Source organism: Jeotgalibacillus soli, from assembly GCF_000829435.1.
Taxonomy (GTDB): Bacteria; Bacillota; Bacilli; order Bacillales; family Jeotgalibacillaceae; genus Jeotgalibacillus; species Jeotgalibacillus soli.
This window is the reverse complement of sequence record NZ_JXRP01000018.1, coordinates 195,945-215,937: the sequence shown is the minus strand read 5'-3', so window position 1 is coordinate 215,937 and position 19,993 is coordinate 195,945. Positions and strand designations below refer to the sequence as shown.

General features: G+C 38.8%; 24 protein-coding genes. All 24 read right to left on the bottom strand.

The genetic code is table 11. The annotated features are described in order from the left end of the window. Window positions 1-53: 53 nt before the first annotated feature. Window positions 54-770: a 30S ribosomal protein S2 gene (rpsB, locus tag KP78_RS11520; RefSeq protein WP_041089107.1), complete on the bottom strand. Its 717-nt coding sequence runs from the start codon at window positions 768-770 to the stop codon at window positions 54-56. Window positions 771-921: 151 nt separating this feature from the next. After that, window positions 922-1,428, bottom strand: coding sequence for a DUF6115 domain-containing protein (locus KP78_RS11515; protein WP_041089105.1), 507 nt, complete (start codon window positions 1,426-1,428; stop codon window positions 922-924). A 12-nt stretch (window positions 1,429-1,440) separates the two neighbouring features. Further along, entirely contained in the window at window positions 1,441-1,752 is a 312-nt protein-coding gene (locus KP78_RS11510) for a hypothetical protein (protein WP_041089103.1), read from the bottom strand. 24 nt (window positions 1,753-1,776) lie between these two features. Further along, window positions 1,777-2,550, bottom strand: coding sequence for a FliA/WhiG family RNA polymerase sigma factor (locus KP78_RS11505; RefSeq protein ID WP_041089101.1), 774 nt, complete (start codon window positions 2,548-2,550; stop codon window positions 1,777-1,779). 141 nt (window positions 2,551-2,691) lie between these two features. Further along, window positions 2,692-3,189: a chemotaxis protein CheD gene (locus tag KP78_RS11500; RefSeq protein ID WP_041089099.1), complete on the bottom strand. Its 498-nt coding sequence runs from the start codon at window positions 3,187-3,189 to the stop codon at window positions 2,692-2,694. A gap of 1 nt (window position 3,190) precedes the next feature. Next, window positions 3,191-3,823, bottom strand: a complete 633-nt coding sequence (locus KP78_RS11495; RefSeq protein WP_041089097.1) for a chemotaxis protein CheC — start codon at window positions 3,821-3,823, stop codon at window positions 3,191-3,193. After that, a complete protein-coding gene (locus tag KP78_RS11490) occupies window positions 3,824-4,252 on the bottom strand; it encodes a chemotaxis protein CheW (protein WP_084220081.1) in 429 nt (142 codons plus the stop codon). It lies immediately after the preceding gene. 57 nt (window positions 4,253-4,309) lie between these two features. Continuing rightward, entirely contained in the window at window positions 4,310-6,364 is a 2,055-nt protein-coding gene (locus tag KP78_RS11485) for a chemotaxis protein CheA (protein WP_041089092.1), read from the bottom strand. A 15-nt stretch (window positions 6,365-6,379) separates the two neighbouring features. Continuing rightward, window positions 6,380-7,486 carry a protein-glutamate methylesterase/protein-glutamine glutaminase gene (locus KP78_RS11480; RefSeq protein ID WP_041089090.1) on the bottom strand — a complete coding sequence of 369 codons (1,107 nt, stop codon included), beginning with the start codon at window positions 7,484-7,486 and terminating at the stop codon, window positions 6,380-6,382. 9 nt (window positions 7,487-7,495) lie between these two features. Continuing rightward, entirely contained in the window at window positions 7,496-8,353 is an 858-nt protein-coding gene (locus tag KP78_RS11475; RefSeq protein ID WP_235420911.1) for a MinD/ParA family protein, read from the bottom strand. Then, window positions 8,353-9,456 (bottom strand): flagellar biosynthesis GTPase FlhF, encoded by a 1,104-nt coding sequence (flhF, locus tag KP78_RS11470; RefSeq protein ID WP_327063176.1) that lies wholly within the window; start codon window positions 9,454-9,456, stop codon window positions 8,353-8,355. Before flhF ends, KP78_RS11475 begins: the two co-directional genes overlap by 1 nt. A 2-nt stretch (window positions 9,457-9,458) precedes the next feature. After that, the gene (flhA, locus tag KP78_RS11465; RefSeq protein WP_041089083.1) at window positions 9,459-11,492 is read right to left on the bottom strand and encodes a flagellar biosynthesis protein FlhA; all 2,034 of its coding nucleotides are present in this window, start codon (window positions 11,490-11,492) and stop codon (window positions 9,459-9,461) included. A gap of 17 nt (window positions 11,493-11,509) precedes the next feature. Further along, window positions 11,510-12,592 carry a flagellar biosynthesis protein FlhB gene (flhB, locus tag KP78_RS11460; protein ID WP_041089081.1) on the bottom strand — a complete coding sequence of 361 codons (1,083 nt, stop codon included), beginning with the start codon at window positions 12,590-12,592 and terminating at the stop codon, window positions 11,510-11,512. Between the two features lies 1 nt (window position 12,593). Beyond that, window positions 12,594-13,370 (bottom strand): flagellar biosynthetic protein FliR, encoded by a 777-nt coding sequence (gene fliR / locus KP78_RS11455; RefSeq protein WP_041089079.1) that lies wholly within the window; start codon window positions 13,368-13,370, stop codon window positions 12,594-12,596. Window positions 13,371-13,374: 4 nt separating this feature from the next. Next, entirely contained in the window at window positions 13,375-13,644 is a 270-nt protein-coding gene (fliQ, locus tag KP78_RS11450; protein ID WP_041089077.1) for a flagellar biosynthesis protein FliQ, read from the bottom strand. 14 nt (window positions 13,645-13,658) lie between these two features. Beyond that, window positions 13,659-14,324, bottom strand: coding sequence for a flagellar type III secretion system pore protein FliP (gene fliP / locus KP78_RS11445; RefSeq protein ID WP_041089075.1), 666 nt, complete (start codon window positions 14,322-14,324; stop codon window positions 13,659-13,661). Next, the gene (locus tag KP78_RS11440) at window positions 14,317-14,982 is read right to left on the bottom strand and encodes a flagellar biosynthetic protein FliO (RefSeq protein WP_052474771.1); all 666 of its coding nucleotides are present in this window, start codon (window positions 14,980-14,982) and stop codon (window positions 14,317-14,319) included. The genes fliP and KP78_RS11440 overlap by 8 nt, the downstream gene beginning before the upstream one ends. Before the next feature lie 6 nt (window positions 14,983-14,988). Further along, the gene (locus KP78_RS11435; RefSeq protein ID WP_041089073.1) at window positions 14,989-15,351 is read right to left on the bottom strand and encodes a response regulator; all 363 of its coding nucleotides are present in this window, start codon (window positions 15,349-15,351) and stop codon (window positions 14,989-14,991) included. A gap of 20 nt (window positions 15,352-15,371) precedes the next feature. Further along, window positions 15,372-16,595: a flagellar motor switch phosphatase FliY gene (fliY, locus tag KP78_RS11430; protein WP_041089071.1), complete on the bottom strand. Its 1,224-nt coding sequence runs from the start codon at window positions 16,593-16,595 to the stop codon at window positions 15,372-15,374. Next, complete coding sequence (gene fliM, locus KP78_RS11425) at window positions 16,585-17,583, bottom strand: flagellar motor switch protein FliM (RefSeq protein ID WP_041089069.1); 999 nt, start codon at window positions 17,581-17,583, stop codon at window positions 16,585-16,587. Before fliM ends, fliY begins: the two co-directional genes overlap by 11 nt. Before the next feature lie 34 nt (window positions 17,584-17,617). After that, complete coding sequence (fliL, locus tag KP78_RS11420) at window positions 17,618-18,046, bottom strand: flagellar basal body-associated protein FliL (RefSeq protein WP_041089067.1); 429 nt, start codon at window positions 18,044-18,046, stop codon at window positions 17,618-17,620. Next, window positions 18,036-18,260 (bottom strand): flagellar FlbD family protein, encoded by a 225-nt coding sequence (locus tag KP78_RS11415; protein ID WP_041089065.1) that lies wholly within the window; start codon window positions 18,258-18,260, stop codon window positions 18,036-18,038. Before KP78_RS11415 ends, fliL begins: the two co-directional genes overlap by 11 nt. Before the next feature lie 49 nt (window positions 18,261-18,309). Further along, a complete protein-coding gene (locus KP78_RS11410) occupies window positions 18,310-19,542 on the bottom strand; it encodes a flagellar hook protein FlgE (protein WP_041089063.1) in 1,233 nt (410 codons plus the stop codon). Window positions 19,543-19,613: 71 nt separating this feature from the next. Further along, the gene (locus KP78_RS11405) at window positions 19,614-19,991 is read right to left on the bottom strand and encodes a TIGR02530 family flagellar biosynthesis protein (RefSeq protein WP_041089061.1); all 378 of its coding nucleotides are present in this window, start codon (window positions 19,989-19,991) and stop codon (window positions 19,614-19,616) included. Between the last annotated feature and the right edge of the window lie 2 nt (window positions 19,992-19,993).

Here is a 19,993-nt window from a genome sequence, read left to right as displayed (position 1 = left end):
CTTGAAAAAAGGTGATAAGGGAAAATCCACTTATCACCTTTTACAGTCTTGCATTACTCAGCAGCTACTGCTTCTTCTTCGTCTTCTTCAACCTGTTTAGACTCAAGAATTGCATCTGCCATTTTAGATGTTAAAAGCTTGACAGCGCGAATCGCGTCATCGTTAGCTGGGATTACGTAGTCAATTTCGTCTGGGTCGCAGTTAGTATCTACGATTCCAACGATCGGAATGTTCAATTTAATAGCTTCAGCAACCGCAATACGCTCTTTGCGTGGGTCGATGATGAACAATGCATCAGGAAGCTTTTGCATGTCTCTGATTCCGCCTAGGAATTTAACAAGACGCTCGTGTTCTTTCTTTAATTGTACTACTTCTTTCTTAGGTAGCACTTCAAAGGTGCCATCTTCTTCCATCTTTTCGATTTTCTTAAGACGGTTAATACGAAGTTGGATTGTACCGAAGTTAGTTAATGTTCCACCCAACCAGCGTTGGTTAATGTAGTGCATACCAGCACGGCCCGCTTCTTCTTTAACTGATTCTTGAGCTTGCTTCTTTGTACCTACGAAAAGTAATGTTCCGCCGTTAGCAGAAACTTCTTTCACAAATTTGTACGCTTCTTCTACTTTTTTAACCGTTTTTTGAAGGTCAATGATGTAGATTCCGTTACGCTCTGTGAAAATGTACTTCTTCATTTTCGGGTTCCAGCGACGAGTCTGGTGACCGAAGTGAACACCCGCTTCTAGCAATTGTTTCATTGAAATTACTGACATAGTGTTAATTCCTCCTTGTGGTTTTTCTCCTCCGCCTCGATCCTTTTTAGTACGAAAACTATCTGAAAGATAGCACCTTTCGCTAAATCACGAAGCGTGTGTGATAACACCATTGATTACTATAGCATATATAATTTATGTCATCAAGAAATTAATCAGCTTTTTTTTGAAACTTTAGCATCAGTTCAATTTCTGTCTGGCCTTTATTTAGTGTTTTTGCAATATCTGCAATGGAAAAACCTTCATTATTCATTCTTATTACCGTTTCCTCCATGCTTTCGATTATGTCGATTGGAGAAACAGGCTCTGCATGTTCCTCCTCACTAGATGCCATTTTCCGGTATCGATTTGCAGCCAGTGAGCGTGAAGCACGTTGGATTGAAGGCGAAACTAATTCTGGTTCAGCACTTTTTTCTTGCGTATCCGTATGATCACGATCCGTTTCATCTTGCAGCTGTTCAAATTGTTTTAAAAACGCAGTATTCTCTTCTTTTATTTCATAAATGTAACTAGTGAATGTTTCTTCTATTTCTTTTAAAGATTGTTTATTCCTTTGTTCGATGTGAAGCAAACGGTTTTGCCGTAAAAACAACAAATAGATTGCGAGAAATGCAGTGAGATTGAACAATATAGATATAACAAGTAAGATGTAAGTCATAGTTACTCCTTTTTATCCTGAAAAATCGACACGTTTCCCTTTAAATGGGTGTAGCGCGTTTTTCGGGGGACTCTCACTTTTTTCACTTAATTGCCTCTGGTGGTTCAATTGATCTGCGGAGGATCCGGAAAACTTTCCAAGCGTTGTTTTTTCTCCTTCTGCTGATTCAATAACAGAAGTCCGCTTTTTTTGAATTTCTTTTTCTGCAAGAGCGGCAATTTGACTTTGTGCAACAGCGTTTTGTTCCTGTTGTTGACTAGCCAACTTTCCGGCATCTACTGCTTTTGGTATTGCGACTTGTAATTCAATCAACTTTAAACTCATGAACATTTCCTCCTCAGTTCGGATTTAAGACTGATTGTACTCTTCGATTAGCAGTTTTTTCAGCTTAAACAAGCATTTGGAGTGAATCTGTGAAATCCTTGAAGTCGAAAGGTTTAATACTTCACCAATTTCCGTAAGTGTAAGTTCCTCGCTATAAAATAAACTTAATACGAGCTGTTCCTTTTCATTTAATTCACTGATGACACGGGACAAATCATTAATTAATTCATTTTTAACCAACCGCTCTTCAGGTAATACAGTTTTTTCATCCTTTAATACAAAACGAGTAGATTCTTTATCGTCTTGGTCGGAAGATTGATCATCCATGGATAGAACATTTGCATAAAAATGCTCCTGCATCGTCTGATAAACTTCGTGGACGTCCATTTGAAGTGCTTGCGCCACTTCTTCCGGTTCAACATGTCTTAGACGCTGCTGCTCGAGCTCCTCTACCATTGCCTCTACTTTCTTTGCCTTTTCCCTTGTCGATCTTGGAAGCCAATCCTCTTTCCTAAGACCATCAATAATTGCTCCTCTTATCCGGAACGAGGCATATGTGTCGAATTTCAGATCACGGTCAGGATCAAATTTTTGAAGAGCATCGATTAATCCCATCAGGCCTAAACTCTTCAGATCGTCTCTGGATACACTTTTAGGCAAACCGACCCCTATTCTTTGCACATGATACTGCACCAAAGGCATATATCGTGTTACGAGCATATCACCTGCATAAGCATCCCTTGAGGCAGCCCATTGTTTCCAATATTGTCTTTCAAGGCTAACGGCTGAATGACTCATGGCACTCCTCCTCTTTACGCACATGTCATATATATAAATTATTATATCAAATTCCTGCGTCAATGTGGCTACTAGAATGACAATATTAAAGGAAAAAACATGAAAAAAGAACGAACCGAATTTCGTTCTTTTTTCGTTCTTTCAAATGACTTTTTCGCCTTGGTTTACCGTTCTAACATGGAGTTTAGAAGTCTCGGGGTCAAACTCGATTGTACGTCCGCTGTTACCTCCAACATCTTCTGCAATAAGTGGAATTTTGAATTGATTCAACTGAAATTTAACGGCTTCAACATTTCTCGGTCCAATTCTCATCGTATCCCGCATCATATTGAATTGGAACATCTGTGCACCGCCCGCCATTTTTGCTTTAAGCCTTCGGACACTTACACCCTCTTGAGCCAGCTTCTTAATTAACTCATCAACGCCTGTATCAGCAAATTTCGCATGGTTGAACGGCTCTGATTTTGAAATCCCAGAATCCGGCAGCATCACATGTAATAATCCGGCCTTCTTCGTCTCTTGGTCATATAGAACTAGTCCAACACATGAGCCCAAGCCAGATGTGCGGATCGATTCAGGTGCTTTGACCATGTTCATATCAGCAATGCCTACTTTTATCACTTTTTTTAGTTCATTCATATTATTCAACCCCTAAAGACTTAAACAAAACGATAAACGATTCAGGATCAGGGAGAAGGAAAAATTGACCGTTTATTCCTTCCCCATCAAAATCCTCAGAATCAATAAATGCCGTATCAATCACAATAGCATAATCACTAACCTGAGAGACTTCAATAAGACCATAACTAATGATCGCTCCTACCATATCAATGCTCAAGGCAGGTACGGAAGGATACAAATTCAAATTCGTAAAATCAGATAAAGAGGATAAATAGGAGCCAGACAATATATTCCCCATTTCTTGCATGGCCGATAATCCAACTTCTGAAAATGGCGGACACTTAAAAGAAAAATCTTCATCCTTTGTTAATGATCTAATAAATCGTTCCGCTTGTCTTAGAGAAAGGATAAAGAACATACTGCCCGTCATTTCGCCTTCGATCCGCAGGAAAACACTTACTACTACTTCATCAGAACCACCAGCCATATCCATGATGTCATTAAACGACACCACTTTTACATTGGGTACCTGCATATCAACTGCCTTCCCTAAGAGGGTTGAAAGAGCCGTCGCCGCATGTCCTGCTCCAATATTGCCTATCTCTTTAAGAACATCTAAATGATATGGCTTTATGTTGGTCTCAAACCCCATTTAGTTTTCCTCCAACACTTTATCCAAATGAAGCAAAGTAAGAAGTCTTCTTTCTAACTTCGCGATCCCGCTAATAAAATCTGTTTCTATACTTCCCACAACTTCCGGCTGAGGTTCGATACTGTCGGCGGAAAGATCAAGCACATCATTTGCAGAATCAACAATTAATCCTACTTCCCTGCCTTTGTCGCTGACAATAATAATTCTTGTCCGATCATCATACATGCTTTCTTCCAAATTAAACCGTTTTCTTAAATCAACAATGGGTGTCACAACGCCTCGAAGATTTATTACACCTTTAATATAAGATGAAACTCGGGGAACCCTTGTAATATGGATTAACTTTTCAATTGATTGAACGTTGTTAACCGGGATCGCATATTCTTTATCAACCAATTGAAAGACAATTACCTTCATTTCTTGTGTCATCGATTCTACTGTCAAACGTCATACACTCCCATCCTTCAGCTGTTTTCAACTTGTACGTTACTTAATCAAAGCGTTACAATCAACAATTAACGCTACTTGTCCGTCACCAAGAATAGTTGCACCAGATATTGCAAACACGTCCCCTAAATAGTCCCCTAATGATTTTAAAACAACTTCTTGCTGACCGATAAATGAATCAACAACTAAGGCTGCCATTTTATCACCCTTTCGAACAATGACAACGGAGTATACATCATCATTCAACGATACCGATGGGGCTCCAAATACTTCATGAAGAAAAATGATTGGCACGACTTTACCACGGAAATCAATCACCTTTTGATTATGTGCATTTAGAATGTCATCTTTATGAACAAGAGCTGTTTCGATAATGGATGAAAGCGGAATCGCAAATTTTTCTTTTTCCATTTCAACCAACATCACGGAAATAATGGAGAGTGTCAATGGAAGCTGAATAGAAAATCGTGATCCTTGTCCTTCTATTGAATCAATGGTAATAGAACCTCCGAGAGATTCAATGGTCGTTTTAACCACATCAAGTCCAACTCCGCGTCCGGATATATCTGATATTGTCTCAGCGGTCGAAAAGCCTGATGCCATGATTAGTTCAAAGACCTGCTGATTGGACATAGAATCGCCTGTTTCTTTTGTTATGATGCCCTTGGAAACAGCTTTTTCGAGCACACGATCTCGATTAATTCCGGCACCATCATCCTCAATTTCTATAAATACATAATTTCCACTGTGATACGCACGAAGTTCAACCTGTCCTTCTTCTGGTTTTCCTTTTGCCATACGAACTTCTGGTGTTTCAATCCCGTGATCCATTGCGTTTCTTAATAAATGTACAAGAGGATCTCCAATCTCATCAATTACGGTCCTGTCGAGCTCAGTCTCAGCCCCTTCAATATTAAGAACGATTTTCTTTTTAAGATCACGTGTAAGCTGACGTACCATACGAGGGAAACGGTTAAATACGGTTTCTACCGGCACCATTCTCATATTGAGAATAATGTTTTGAAGATCTCCTGAGATGCGAGACATTCGTTCTACTGTTTCATTAAGCTCTCCGTGATTGAGTTCCTTCGATATCTGCTCTAATCTTCCCCGGTCAATGACTAGTTCCTCAAATAAATTCATTAAAATGTCAAGACGCTCAATATTGACTCGAATGGTTTTATTTTGAACGGTTCCTTTATTTGTATCCTTTTCAGACGAAGCTGAAGCATTGATTGCAGGAAGATCCATTTTCACTTCTTCGGTAGAAACAGATGTCTCTAAAGCCGCGTCTAAAGTTGCGGCTGTTTCTTGTTGTTGTTTAGAGGATTCAAGGGATAATGCTGAAAGAGATAAAATTTTCACATTTTCAACTTCAGAAACTTTCATAACCAACTCCTCAACAGATTCAGCTTTTTCTTTTGTTACTACAGTTACGTGAAAGTCTATATCAAACTTCTCTTCCTCCAGTTGCTCTGCGGGAGGTGTAGACTTTATAATTTCACCCATTTTTTCAAGCACTTCAAAAACCATATAAACCCGTGCTGCTTTTAGCACACAATCCTCACGAAGACGAATCGAAACTTCAAAAACTTGATAGTCTTGCTCAAAGGATTGCTTTATGATTGCACTTTCGTATTCATCATAGGATACCGATGAAATTAGCTCTTTTGAATCGTCCGTTTCATCTTTTATTAATTCAGGTAAATCTACTTCACCATTTTCAATCCTCTTTAACTGTTCAACAATCGTTGATACATCTTTTTTTCCCTCACCGCCGTTTGCAATGGATGTAATCATATCTTCAAGGTCATCGACAGCTAAAAAGACGATATCCATAACAGAGGTTGAAACAGCAATTTTTTCATTGCGTATTGCGTCTAACACATTCTCCATTTGATGCGTTAAATTAGCCAAATCTTCGTATCCCATAGTAGCTGACATGCCTTTTAACGTATGAGCTGAACGAAAAATTTCATTCACTACCTTTAAATCTTGCGGGTTCTTTTCTAGCTCCAGTAACTGTTCATTGCAATTTTGTAAATGCTCCTTGCTTTCTTCAATAAAGACTTCTAAGTATTGTGACATCTCCATTTGGCACTCACCCTTCTAAGGAAGATATTTCATGATTGTTTTTGCGATGTCTTGCAAATCCTCAACATCCTGAACGAGCCCTGTAGCTATTGCCGCCTTAGGCATTCCATATACAATACATGTTTGTTGCGACTCAGCAATAATTTGCAGCGGGGGGTTGTGGTTTAATTTCACCAGACCTTTAGACCCATCAGCGCCCATACCTGTCATAATTACAGCAATTTTTTCAATCTCCGTGAGTTTAGCTACAGATTCAAACAATACATCGACTGATGGACGATGCCCTCCACGTGCAGATTCTTTCGTTAATTGGGCAATAAGCTGTTCACCTACACGGTCTACGATGAGGTGAAAGCCCCCAGGTGCAATGTAAACGGTTCCTGCTGTTAACACATCTCCGTGCTCAGCTTCCTTTACAATTACCGCGGAAAGCGAATTAAGACGATTTGCTAAAGACTTGGTAAATCCTGCAGGCATATGCTGAACGACTAAAACAGGTGCAGTTATCGTTTTAGGCAAAGATGTGATGACCTCCTGCAACGCTCTAGGACCACCAGTGGACGTTCCGATTAATACTAATTTTTGATGCCTTATTCGGGGGGGAACAGGTTTATTTATGGTTTGCTGATTATTTTGTCCTAGTGTTTTATTCACACGATGATCATGACTGAAATATTTAATTCGGGCAGTTGGATTTATTATTTTATTTATGTGCACTTTTGCGGCATTTTTTACTTTTACGACAAGCTCTTCTTTGACTTTATGTAAATCAAGTGAAATGGTTCCGGATGGTTTTGTCACAAAATCTATTGCCCCATGTTCCATCGCGGTAAGCGTGTTATCAGCACCTTTTTTGGTCGTGCTTGATAGCATAATAACAGGTAGTGGATCTTGTTCCATAATCGTTTTAAGCGCCTCTATGCCATTCATAACAGGCATCTCAACATCCATTGTTACCACGTGAGGACGAAGCAGTTTTATTTTTGCTATGGCATCCTGCCCATTCCTGGCTGTGCCAACAACAACGATTTGTTTATCTTCAGATAAATAATCCCCAATAAGTTTTCTCATAAAAGCAGAATCATCTACTACTAAAACTTTTATTATTTGTTCACCCGCCATAATTTCACCTCAACGCTTCGAAAATAGTTTTGTCAATTTTTGGATGAAGTGATTTGAGCTTGCATGAACCTCTACCTCGCTTTGATCAATATAATGCGTCGCGAGAAGTTTAAGCGTTTTTGCTGCTTTTGAATCTGGGTAACTAGCAACAAAGGGGCTTTGCTCAGAGACAGCTTTCCGAACGGTAGAATCTTCGGGTATACTCCCAAGTATATGAACCTCTTTATTTAAGAACCTGCGCATAGCAATTTGTAAACGTGAAAGAGCTTGTTTCCCTTCCTCTGGGTTCATAACACGATTGCATAAAATAGAGAATTTCTTTTCCTGATCCCTCAAATAAATAAATTTCATCATAGAATAGGCATCCATAATGGATGTCGGTTCAGAGGTAGTGATCACAATTACCTCATCCACAGCCGTAATTAGCTCAAGGCCGTTTGCAGACGCTCCAGCACCCATGTCGAAAATAAGATAGTCATACTCCTTTTGGAGATCTTCAAAGCCCCTTAACAAACGGTCCACTTGAATATCTTTCCATTCAACCATTCGATTCAATCCCGAACCCCCAGAAATGTAAAATAACCCCCCTGGTCCTTTTTGAACAACATCCATAATAGGCTGTTCACCCTCAAGATAATCAAGTATTGTGTTGTCCGCTGTATGGCCAACTAAAATATGAACGTTCCCCATTCCGATATCCATATCAAGCAAAATAACTTTATATCCTTTTGAAGAGAGCTCAGTAGCAAAATTAATCGAGAAATTTGATTTCCCTACTCCACCTTTTCCACTGACAACCGCAATTGCTTTTCCAAGTTTACCTTGTGATTTCAGCATTTGTCTTCTGAGTGTTTCTGCCTGGTCCATCATGTCTTTACACCTTCAGTCAATAGTTTATATACTGACAAAGGAGAGGCCTCGATAATGTCCTCTGGAACGGCTTGACCAGTTGTCAGATAGGCCGCCCCCTTATCATTATGCTGCATCAAATGAAAAATAGGGCCTACCGTTATGCTTTCATCCCATTTTGTAAAGATAAATCTGTTAATTTCAATAGAATGAAATTGATCGACAATCATCTGCATATCCCGCTTCTTTGAAGTCATAGACAATACAAGAAAGCTCTGCATGTTTTCATTAAAATCGATTACTCTTTTTAATTCCTCTACATATTGCTGATCTCGATAGTTACGACCTGCGGTATCAATAAATACGTGATCGTAATCTTCAAATTTTTCAATTGCTTTTTCAAAATCGGAGCGTTTATATACTACTTCTAATGGAACGTTTAATAGCTGAGCATATATTTTTAGTTGTTCAATTGCAGCAATCCGATACGTGTCTGTCGTAATAAAAGCTACTTTTTTTCTTCCTTCTACAACTAGCTTTGCCGCTATTTTAGCAATAGTAGTGGTTTTACCTACACCAGTGGGACCAATAACATTAATATACTTTTTATCGTGTTCAATCCCACGATGTGTCATGTTTTCTATTTGAATTTTCAACCATTTTTTTGCCCACTCTTGAAGTTGGTCATCACTCGGGTTTTTTTTCCACTCTTGCAGCAAGTAATCTCCGAGCATTAGAATCCACTCTTCTTCAAAATCCTGTTCTCTCCACCAATCAAGAACAGTTTCAATAACAGTAGGAAAATGAGCAGTTGATGCAGGAGAAATTCGTTGCTTTGACATCACAGACATCATTTCTTTCAGCTCATTAATTTCATTTTTAAGCTGAACAGATGCTTCTTGATCCTGTGAAGTATTCATTTCCTCTTTTTGGACTCTTTGTGAAATTGGCATTTCTCTTGGATCAACACCAGCAACCACTTCAATTTGTTTAGATTTAAAAAGGCCCAAAAAACCACCGGTATAAATTACTTTTGAATTTAAAATGACTGCATCATGACCAAGCTCATCTCTTATCTTTTTCATTGCTTCAGACATTGAAGATGCTATAATTTTCTTCATTTTCATTCAATGTTCACCACCCCTACACTTTGCACTTCCACATTCGCTTCTAACTCGTTATATGACAGAATTGGTATTTGCGGAAAATACCGCTCTGTTAATTGCCTAATGTACATTCTGACAGCTGGCGAGCAAAGTATTATTGGCGTTTGCTCTGTCATTGATATTTGTTCAATTTGACTAGCCATAGTCTCCAAAATACGCTGTGAATCATTGGGGTCTAGCGCTAAATAATTGCCATGCTCAGTTTGCTGTATGTGATCTGCAACCAGCTTTTCCACTCTTCCAGATAGCGTTATCACCTTTAACATTCCGCCACTTTGAGCGTATTGTGAGGTAATTTGACGTGCTAAGGCCTGCCTTGTATATTCTGTCAATACTTCTGTATCTGTCGTATGTCTCGCATAATCTGCCAGCGTTTCAAAAATAATCGCAAGATTTCGAATGGAAACATTTTCTTTTAATAGTTTAGCTAGTACTTTTTGTACATCACCTACTGATAAAGGCGAGGGGGTTACCTCTTCTACCAGGATTGGATACGTTTCTTTTATATGGTCAATAAGCTGCTTTGTTTCCTGACGACCTAGTAAATCGTGTGCGTACGATTTAATCAGTTCCGTTATGTGTGTAGATACTACTGATGGAGGGTCTACAACAGTATATCCAAGCAGCTCTGCCTGATCCTTGACAGACTCATCGATCCATTTTGCAGGCAGGCCAAACGATGGTTCGATTGTATCAATTCCATCAATCAAATCGTCATCTCCTGGACTCATGGCCAAGTAATGATCAAGAAGCAGCTCCCCTTTTCCCACTTCATTCCCTTTAATTTTCAAACGGTATTCATTTGGCTGCAGCTGGATGTTATCTCGAATTCGAACAACTGGGATAACGAGTCCAAGTTCAAGTGCAAGCTGCCTTCGAATCATGACAATTCTGTCTAATAAATCTCCACCCTGATTGGTATCAGCCAAAGGAATTAAACCATAGCCAAACTCAAACTCAATTTGATCGACATTCAACAGATTCACGACACTCTCTGGACTTTTCATTTCATCTGTTGCAGCTTCTTCTTCCATTTCAAAACTTTCACTTCCTCCTTGTTTAGCGGCTCTAGAAAGTACAAAACCCGATGCAATTAAAGTCCCGCCAATAGAAAGCGTTAAAAAATCATGAATAGGTGTAAAGAGACCGAGAAGAATGATTGCTCCACCTGCAACATACATAATTGGTGAAGACGCAAATAGTTGGGAGGTAATATCGTGACCAATATTTCCTTCCGATGCTGCACGTGTAACAACAATCCCCATTGCAATTGAAATTAATAATGCAGGTATCTGACTTACAAGACCATCGCCAATTGTCATCAATGTAAAATGACTAGCAGCTTCTCCAATTGGCAAGCCCATTTGAACAACACCTATAATAATGCCGAAAATCAGGTTAATCGTAACGATGATGATACCAGCAATCGCATCACCTTTTACAAACTTGGTGGCACCATCCATAGCTCCATAAAAGTCAGCTTCCTTGCCAACTTTTTCTCTTCGTTCTTTTGCTTCTGTATCTGAAATCATTCCAGCATTCAAATCAGCGTCAATACTCATTTGTTTACCAGGCATCGCATCAAGTGTAAAACGAGCAGCCACCTCTGAAACGCGCTCTGCTCCTTTAGTTATAACAATAAACTGAATAATAACCAGTATAAGGAACATTACTAATCCAACCAGTATATTCCCACCCACGACAAAGTCTCCAAAAACCTCGATCACTCCACCTGCTTCACCACGGCTTAAGATAGCTCGGGTAGTAGATACGTTTAACCCCAACCTGAACAATGTGAGTAACAGCAAGAGTGCAGGAAAGATAGAAAACTCAAGTGGTTCTTTCATATTCATTGCGGTGAGCAATACTACAAGTGCAAGCATGATATTAACGATGATCAGTATACTTAACAACCATGATGGCAACGGAATAACCAACATTGCAACAATCATTATTACGCTGGACAAAACGGTTAAATCTCTTGCCGACATGCTGGTCTCCCCTTGTGTTAAATCTTATTTTTAATTCGATAGACATATGCTAGAATCTCAGCGACCGACTTAAAAAACTCTTCAGGTATCGGGTCCCCTATTTCAGCTTGATCAAATAAAGCACGTGCCAGTGGACGGTTTTCGATCGCAACGATGTCATTTTCCTTAGCAATAAGCTTAATCTTTTGTGCAATAAAATCGACGCCTTTTGCTACAACAATCGGTGCATCAACTTCACCGTCTTTATATTTCAAAACAATGGCGTAATGCGTAGGGTTGGTTATGACAACATCTGCATTCGGAATTTCCTGCATCATTCGCTGCATGGCCATTTCCCGCTGACGTTGTTTAATCTTTGACTTAACCAGCGGATCCCCTTCCATGTTCTTATATTCATCTTTAATATCTTGCTTTGACATTCGAATATTTTTTTCAAAATCATATTTTTGATATAAATAATCCATGATGGATAAAATCAACAATAAAATAGAAGCATATAATCCCATTCTTACTGTTAAGCTGCCTGCAGTATGAAGTGATTCTACCACGGGTTTAAGCGATAAAGATAAAACATGTTCAATGCTCATCCAAAGCACCGAGACTGTCGTGACACCGATAATTGATATTTTTAAGATTGATTTAAGAAACTCTACTATTGCTCTTACAGAAAATATCCTCTTAAATCCTTGAATTGGATTCATTTTTGAAAGCTTTGGTGTTAATGGTTCTGTTGCGACTAAAAAACCTACTTGGATGTAATTACCTACGATTCCCGCAAGCACCGATACAGCCATAATTGGACCCACAATCCACGCTACTTGGATGATCATGTCAATGAATACAATCATCGCTGTGTCTCTTGTTACCGGAATCAAAATATAATCCATTAGTGGAACTGTGACTAGATCAAGCATTCGTTTTTCAAAAAAACCGCCTGCAAAAAATAAGAATAAGAAAACAGCAAATAGAATAAGTGCGGTTGTAACATCCTGACTTTTTGCAACCTGTCCTTTTCCACGTGAATCATTGCGTTTTTTAGGCGTTGCTTTTTCTGTTTTTTCACCAGCAAAAAATTGAAGATCTAAAGGGATATACCTCATTTTATGCCCCTCCAATGAACATCATTAAATCACGCATAACGACAAACATAAGATTAAATAAACGCTGGATGACTTGAAATGTTACACCCATTAATATAACTAGAATGATAAACGCCACAATAATTTTTATCGGAAAACCAATCACAAAAATATTAAACTGTGGTGCTGTTCTTGCTACTATTCCAAGAGCAACGTCTACTAAAAATAAAGTTGCAACTACTGGAGCAGCGATCTGAAAGGCGATAACAAACGCAGCAGCAAAGGCTTTGATGACAAATTCCGCAGCACCAGGTTCACCAAATCCCAAAGAAAGCTGATCCATCGGTGCATACTGGTAGCTATAAAATATTCCATCTAAAATAAGATGATGTCCATCAAAATAAAGCAGCAATAGAAGTGCTATTGTATATAAATACTGACCCATTAACGGGCTTTGTGCTCCTGTTTGGGGGTCAATCACATTTGCCATTGCAAACCCCATTTGAAAATCAATTAAACCTCCTGCAATTTGAATCGCAGACAAAACGATATATGCAATTAAGCCGATAAATAAACCAACGATTGCTTCTTTAATAATAAGTAAGATATATTGGCCGTCTATTTCAAAAGGTTCAACATCTAATGTATAATACATCATCCACGACAACACTAACGCAAAGGCGATACGATGCGTTGGTGGTACCGCCCTATGGGAAAACAAGGGCATTGTAACAAAAAAAGCGCTGACTCGAACAACGATTAAGAGCAGGACCGTTAACCTGGGATATAATTCTTCCATCACGTCACCCTATATACCGAACAAGGTTACTAAAAATATCGGCTGCGTATGTTACTAATTGTGTGAGCATCCATGGTCCAAAAAAAATCAATGCGACCAGAACCGCAATAATTTTTGGAACAAAGGCAAGTGTTTGTTCTTGAATTTGTGTTGTCGCTTGAAAAATACTCACTAGGAGTCCTACCACGAGTGCAATGAGCATCAGGGGAAGACTTACTAACAAGGTTATATATACCCCACGTTCTGCAATGGATATAACCATTTCACCGGTCATAGATATTCACCCGCCTAAAAGCTTTGCAGTAAGGACTGCATTACAAGATACCAACCGTCAACTAGAATAAATAATAGAATCTTAAAGGGCAATGAAATCATAACAGGAGGCAGCATCATCATACCCATGGACATTAAAATGCTCGCAACTACCATATCAATGACGAGAAATGGAATAAAGATCATAAATCCCATTTGAAAAGCCGTTTTAATTTCACTTAAAGCAAAGGCTGGTACCATAACGGTTAATGGGATGTCTTGTATGGTTTCAGGACGCTCTGCCTGGGTGTAACTAAGAAAAAGCTCTAAGTCTTTTTGCCTTGTATGCTTGCTCATAAATTCCTTTAATGGAATTGAAGCCTCATCATAGGCCTCTTCCAAATTGATTTCTTCATTAAATAATGGTGTAAGCGCTCGTTCATTCACTTCATTAAACGTAGGAGCCATTACGAAAAAGGTTAAAAACAATGCCAATCCAATAAGTACTTGGTTAGGTGGCATTTGTTGTGTTGCAAGTGATGTTCGGACAAAAGATAATACAATGATGATTCTTGTAAATGACGTCATCAAAATCAGTATTCCCGGAGCCAATGACAAGACCGTTAACAGTAAAAGCAAACGTACCGAAGTTGCGACATCATCAGGTGGACTATCATTAAAAAACTGAATAAAATCATCCATCTTTATTATTCTCCTTGCTCTTCGCCCTATTAAACAGCTTTTTACGTTTTTCTTTCTGCTCCGTTAGCTGTTGTGACAGGAGTGATTGAAAAGATGACTGTTCCTGCTTATTTGGCTGGTTTAGTCTGCTTTTCCATTTTAAAATAAGGTGTCCTATTGGACTTTTTTGCACAAATTCCTCTTCTTTTTCCTCAAAATATTCCTCAAGCTTTTGACGCTCAACATCATCCGTCACTTCTTTAATTAGCTGTACATCTTCTCCAACACCTAGAACATAATAATTTCCGGCGATTTTTACTATCTGAACAGAACGATTGCCACCTAGTGTTGTCCCACCCATATTTTGAATGAGCTTAGATTGCTGGAAATTTTTCGTTCTATTATTTACAAACTTTAACAGCCCGTATAATAAAGCTATAACGAGTACAAGTGCACCAATCATTTTTATATAATCCATTAAACCTACTGTGTTGCTTCCAGCCTGTTCTTCTTCACTAATCGAAGGAATGACTTCATCCTCACACTTGTCTTGCAACTCAAAGCATTCCTCTACCATTTGCTCCTCTGCATATACAGTGTTTGATCCTCCTGCTGAAAAGAAGCTCAGGAGGATCAAACATATTAGTAAAGAAAAAGAAAATAATTTATAAGTCCGCATTTTTCATCAACCTATCGCTTTTTGAATAGCCTCAATCACACGGTCAGCCTGGAATGGCTTTACAATAAAATCCTTCGCTCCAGCTTGAATGGCATCAATAACCATTGCCTGCTGCCCCATTGCAGAACACATAATCACTTTTGCCCCAGCATCAATTTTTTTGATTTCTTTAAGAGCCGTAATTCCATCCATTTCCGGCATTGTAATGTCCATAGTAACCAAATCAGGTGAATGTTCTTTATACTGTACTATTGCTTGAGCACCATCTGCTGCTTCTGCTACGACATCAAAACCGTTTTTCGTTAAAATATCTTTAATCATCATTCTCATAAATGCTGCATCATCCACAATTAAAATCTTTTTTGCCATTATCTTTATCTCCCAACTCGTTATCGTATTTTTTTTAATCGATCAGATTGACTAACAATATTCGTTAAACGAACGCCAAAATTCTCATCGATTACCACCACTTCGCCTTTTGCAATTAGTCGACTGTTCACTAAAATATCAACTGGTTCACCAGCTAGTTTATCAAGTTCAATAATAGAACCCGATGTCAGCTCCAGTATTTCTTTTACTGATCGCTTTGTTCGACCAAGTTCAACCGTTACTTGCAAAGGAATATCAAGCAATAAATTTAGATTACGTGATTCACCTGATTTTAATCCAGGTGTGTCGAATGATGAAAATTGAACAGGCTGAACATTTACTTGTTGTTTTCCGAGTGCTTGTTCACGGTTTAAAATGATTTCATCTTCATACATTTTCGTTTTTCCGCTTTGCTCAATGTATGGTTCAACATCATCGCTGCTCAGTCTAGCTGAATGAATAGCAGGTGTATTTGAAGTGTTTTCAGCCGTTTCAGTTCGATCGACTACTGCAGTAGTTGCTGCTTCTTGCTCATGCGATTCGCTGTTCCCCATTAGACGTTGGACAAGTGATTGACTAAATTCTAACGGAAGCAGCTGCATGATATTAGAATTAATCAACGTCCCAACTCTCAAGTTAAAGGAGATTTGTACTAATAACTCTGTATCAGGCAGGTTTGCCATTCCTTGTCCTATTTTCAAATCCATTAGATCAATACTAGGTGGAGAAATATCTACTTTGTCATTAAAAATAGTTGACATTGACGTCGCTGCAGAACCCATCATTTGATTCATTGCTTCTTGTACCGCACTAAGCTGAATGTCGTCAAGATCACCAGAAGGGTTTGTTCCATCACCACCGAGCATTAAGTCAGCAATGACAGCTGCATCTGATTGTTTAATGACGAGCAGATTATTTCCTTGAATACCTGTTGTATAATTTACATTTATCGCAACAGAAGGATGAGGAAACGCATTAGATATTTCTTTCGTTTTTACAATCGTTACTTGGGGAGCTGTAATATCGACCTTTTGGTTCAGCAATGTAGAGAGAGCTGTAGCGGAACTTCCAAAGGAAATATTTCCAATCTCGCCCAACGCATCGATTGTCATTTCATCTAAATAATTATGTACATCCAATCGATCTGTCGTTATTTCAAGGGATGGATGTATTTCATCCTCATCAGATGTTCCTTTCAATAAAGCATCAATTTCATCTTGGGAGAGCATGTCATCACTCATCATCTTCCTCTCCTCCTTTCAATTCATCAATAATTTGAACGCCAAGCTTTTTACCTACTTGACCCGGTTGAGCAGTGAATTTCGGTATGTCACCAACTCGTAATGTCACTGGTTTATCTATACGTTGGTTCAGTTCAAGCACATCGCCGATTTCGAGCAATAAAAAATCTTCAATTGACATCGGAACAGTACCAAGTTCAGCAGCAATCGTCAATTCAGCCTTCTTTACGCGTTTTTCCAGTTGCACAAGCTCTTCCGGCTTTGCTTCCTTCTTATTGGCTTGCATCCAATATTTAACTGATAGGTTGGGCATGATTGGCTCCAACACGACGTGAGGAATACAAATATTAATCATTCCGCTCGTTTCACCAATCATGGTATTAAACGAAATCACGACTACAGTTTCATTTGGTGATATCACCTGTAAAAATTGTGGATTGACTTCAAACTCGGTTAATATTGGATCGATATCCGCAATGCTCGCCCACGCTTCACGCAGATTATCAAACGCGCGCTCAAACATATTGGTCATAATTTTTGTTTCTATTTCTGTTAAATTTTCTACTTTATTTACGCTTGTCCCTTTTCCTCCAAGGACACGGTCCATCATGGCATAAGCAATATTAGGATTAATTTCCATTAATATATTGCCATCTAATGGGGGTACCTCATATACGTTTAAAATCGTCATTTTTGGAACAGAACGAATGAACTCTTCGTAAGGTATTTGATCAGCAGAAGCTACTGTGATTTGTACAAAAGTTCGCAGTTGTGCTGAGAAAAAAGTTGTTAATAATCTAGCAAAGTTTTCATGAATTCTTGTTAGGCTTCGTATTTGGTCTTTAGAAAAGCGAAGAGCCCTTTTAAAGTCATATACCTTCACCTTTTTTTCTTGCTCCTCTTTCCTAATTTCATCTGCAGACATTTCTCCAGTAGAAATAGCGGATAAAAGAGCATCTATTTCATTTTGCGAAAGAATATCTCCGGCCAAACGATTTCACCCCCATTCTCAATTTACTCCAACACTATTGAATTACGATGGAAGTTGTATAAATTCGAATAACCTTACCTTCTTGTAAAAGCTCATTAACACGAAGCTTAACTGTATCTTCAAAGGCTTTTTTTCCTTCTTTTCCTTCCAAATCTGCTTTCGTCATTTCAGAAAGCTCTTCAATTAAAATATCCTTTACTTGAAAATCACGCTGTGCCAGCTCTGTTGCTGCTTCCGGACTGTCCGTTTGAATTTTTATTGATAAACGGGCAAAGTTATTACCTGAAATATTTGTTGTAATCTCTGGAATATCTACCGAAGATTCGACAATCTCCTCTATAGTCGGTTCTTTCACTTCATCTTCTTCAGCTGAAAGTTGATTGAGAACGATTAATGTAACAACTCCCACCAGCGTTATGCTGACTAAAATAATAAGCATAAATAATAATAGCTTATTCTTCATCAACGTTCTCCTCCTTAAGATGATTCATGTTCAGCACATGAATCGAGCGATAAAACAATTCAATTTCCTGTTTGACATAATAAATAGAATCTTTAACTATAAATTTTTTTCCATTTGTCAAGGTAATGGTCGTGTCGGGAAATGATTCAACCGTTTCTATATACATTGCATTAAGCATAAATTCTTTTCCATTTAATCTGGTTACTTTGATCATTACAGTCAGAGCTGGATAAAACCCAGCCCTGTCACCCCCTTAAAGAATGTTAACGTTTAAGATTAACTAATTCCTCTAAAATTTGGTCAGATGTTGTAATGATACGTGTATTTGCTTGGAAACCACGCTGGGCTGTAATCATTTCAGTAAATTCCTCAGACAAATCAACGTTTGACATTTCAAGTGTCCCTGCAGAAATTGATCCCCCGCCAGCTGCAGCAGTTCCAATATTTGCAACCCCTGAGTTCACAGATTCTTGGAATAAATTATTTCCAACTTTCACAAGACCAGATGGATTGTTAAATCTCGCAAGACCTAAAGTACCAAGGGGTGTTATTTGTCCATTTGAATAGACGCCGTTAATTTCACCAGCAGCACCAATATTAAAGCTTTCAAGCGAACCGTCAATGTTGCCATCTGCTCCAATCATGGCCGTTACTTCACCTACGTTGTTTGTAAGACCTTGCAAGTTAGGCGTACCAGCACCAAAGTAATCCATTGGGGCTCCTCCTTGAATGATTCGCAAAGAATTAAGCGGCGTAGTCCATTCTGCTACACCTTCAGCGTTAAATGTAATAACACCGGTTGATTGATTTTCAACAGTACCATCTTCATCATCAATGGCAAAGTTTGTAGCGGTCACATTCCAAGCATTTGTACCTCCACCACCAGGAGACATTTCGATTTGAAATACATGCTCTTCTCCAGCGTCGTCAACTATTTTCATTTGTTGTGTATATGTGTACGGATTATCAGCGCTATATGAAACAGACGATGATAAATTTCCGCTAAATGTAATATTTTCGGTTTGCTGTGCAGGCATGACAGCCCCGCTATTAATAACCACATCATTTACAACACCATTTTGAAATTGCTGAACTCGATAGCCTTCACCGGTAACCATTTGTCCCCCTTGATCAAGGTAAAAATTCCCGCCTCTCGTATAAAAATTCTGTCCACCAGGGCCTTGGACGACGAAAAATCCATCTCCATTAATTGACAGATCAAGTGAGCGGCCTGTTGTTTGAAGTGAGGCCTGTGTTTGTACACTATCAATAGTGGCCGTAGTTGAACCGAGTCCAATTTGAAGCGGATTTGTCCCTCCTCTTCCCTCTTGTGCAGCAGAAGCGCCTTGAATCGTTTGTGTCATGGCTTCTTTAAACGTAACACGGCCTTTCTTAAACCCATATGTGTTAACATTGGCAATATTATTACCTATAACATCAAGCTTTGTTTGAAAATTTTTAAGACCTGCAATCCCTGAATACATTGAACGTATCATTGTGTTCTCCCCTTTCAAAATGTGACTGCTTCAATCAGTCAGCAGCCAATAGGCTCCATTATCAGGTCCACCTATTCTTGCACGAAAATCATTCCATCAATGTTTGTAAAAATTTGATCCTTTGCATCTGCTATGTCTATCGCCGTGATAACGGTATGGTTTTTGACACTGACGATTAATGCAGCATCTTTAAGTAATACCAGTGAATCCTGTACTCCTTTGGATTTCGCTTCCCGGACTTTATCTCCAACCTTCTGCCACTGTGCTTCTGAAATATCAATATTTCTTTGAATCAATCTGTCATTCGCATGCTTACTAATTTTCAGGTCACCCTGATGAAGTGCATCTTTAAATTTATCAGCAAAACTTGAGGTTGAAGCTGGATTATCCGTCTTTCCTTTAACCGTAATCGGCGGTGATAGAATGGGTGTAAATCTTATTTTCTCCATCC

Coding starts and splice junctions, on each gene's coding strand:
- rpsB (WP_041089107.1), bottom strand. CDS start 770: ATGTCAGTAATTTCAATGAAACAATTGCTAGAAGCGGGTGTTCACTTC.
- KP78_RS11515 (WP_041089105.1), bottom strand. CDS start 1,428: ATGACTTACATCTTACTTGTTATATCTATATTGTTCAATCTCACTGCA.
- KP78_RS11510 (WP_041089103.1), bottom strand. CDS start 1,752: ATGAGTTTAAAGTTGATTGAATTACAAGTCGCAATACCAAAAGCAGTA.
- KP78_RS11505 (WP_041089101.1), bottom strand. CDS start 2,550: ATGAGTCATTCAGCCGTTAGCCTTGAAAGACAATATTGGAAACAATGG.
- KP78_RS11500 (WP_041089099.1), bottom strand. CDS start 3,189: ATGAATGAACTAAAAAAAGTGATAAAAGTAGGCATTGCTGATATGAAC.
- KP78_RS11495 (WP_041089097.1), bottom strand. CDS start 3,823: ATGGGGTTTGAGACCAACATAAAGCCATATCATTTAGATGTTCTTAAA.
- KP78_RS11490 (WP_084220081.1), bottom strand. CDS start 4,252: ATGACACAAGAAATGAAGGTAATTGTCTTTCAATTGGTTGATAAAGAA.
- KP78_RS11485 (WP_041089092.1), bottom strand. CDS start 6,364: ATGGAGATGTCACAATACTTAGAAGTCTTTATTGAAGAAAGCAAGGAG.
- KP78_RS11480 (WP_041089090.1), bottom strand. CDS start 7,486: ATGGCGGGTGAACAAATAATAAAAGTTTTAGTAGTAGATGATTCTGCT.
- KP78_RS11475 (WP_235420911.1), bottom strand. CDS start 8,353: ATGGACCAGGCAGAAACACTCAGAAGACAAATGCTGAAATCACAAGGT.
- flhF (WP_327063176.1), bottom strand. CDS start 9,456: ATGAAGAAAATTATAGCATCTTCAATGTCTGAAGCAATGAAAAAGATA.
- flhA (WP_041089083.1), bottom strand. CDS start 11,492: ATGTCGGCAAGAGATTTAACCGTTTTGTCCAGCGTAATAATGATTGTT.
- flhB (WP_041089081.1), bottom strand. CDS start 12,592: ATGAGGTATATCCCTTTAGATCTTCAATTTTTTGCTGGTGAAAAAACA.
- fliR (WP_041089079.1), bottom strand. CDS start 13,370: ATGGAAGAATTATATCCCAGGTTAACGGTCCTGCTCTTAATCGTTGTT.
- fliQ (WP_041089077.1), bottom strand. CDS start 13,644: ATGACCGGTGAAATGGTTATATCCATTGCAGAACGTGGGGTATATATA.
- fliP (WP_041089075.1), bottom strand. CDS start 14,324: ATGGATGATTTTATTCAGTTTTTTAATGATAGTCCACCTGATGATGTC.
- KP78_RS11440 (WP_052474771.1), bottom strand. CDS start 14,982: ATGCGGACTTATAAATTATTTTCTTTTTCTTTACTAATATGTTTGATC.
- KP78_RS11435 (WP_041089073.1), bottom strand. CDS start 15,351: ATGGCAAAAAAGATTTTAATTGTGGATGATGCAGCATTTATGAGAATG.
- fliY (WP_041089071.1), bottom strand. CDS start 16,595: ATGATGAGTGATGACATGCTCTCCCAAGATGAAATTGATGCTTTATTG.
- fliL (WP_041089067.1), bottom strand. CDS start 18,046: ATGAAGAATAAGCTATTATTATTTATGCTTATTATTTTAGTCAGCATA.
- KP78_RS11415 (WP_041089065.1), bottom strand. CDS start 18,260: ATGATCAAAGTAACCAGATTAAATGGAAAAGAATTTATGCTTAATGCA.
- KP78_RS11410 (WP_041089063.1), bottom strand. CDS start 19,542: ATGATACGTTCAATGTATTCAGGGATTGCAGGTCTTAAAAATTTTCAA.
- KP78_RS11405 (WP_041089061.1), bottom strand. CDS start 19,991: ATGGAGAAAATAAGATTTACACCCATTCTATCACCGCCGATTACGGTT.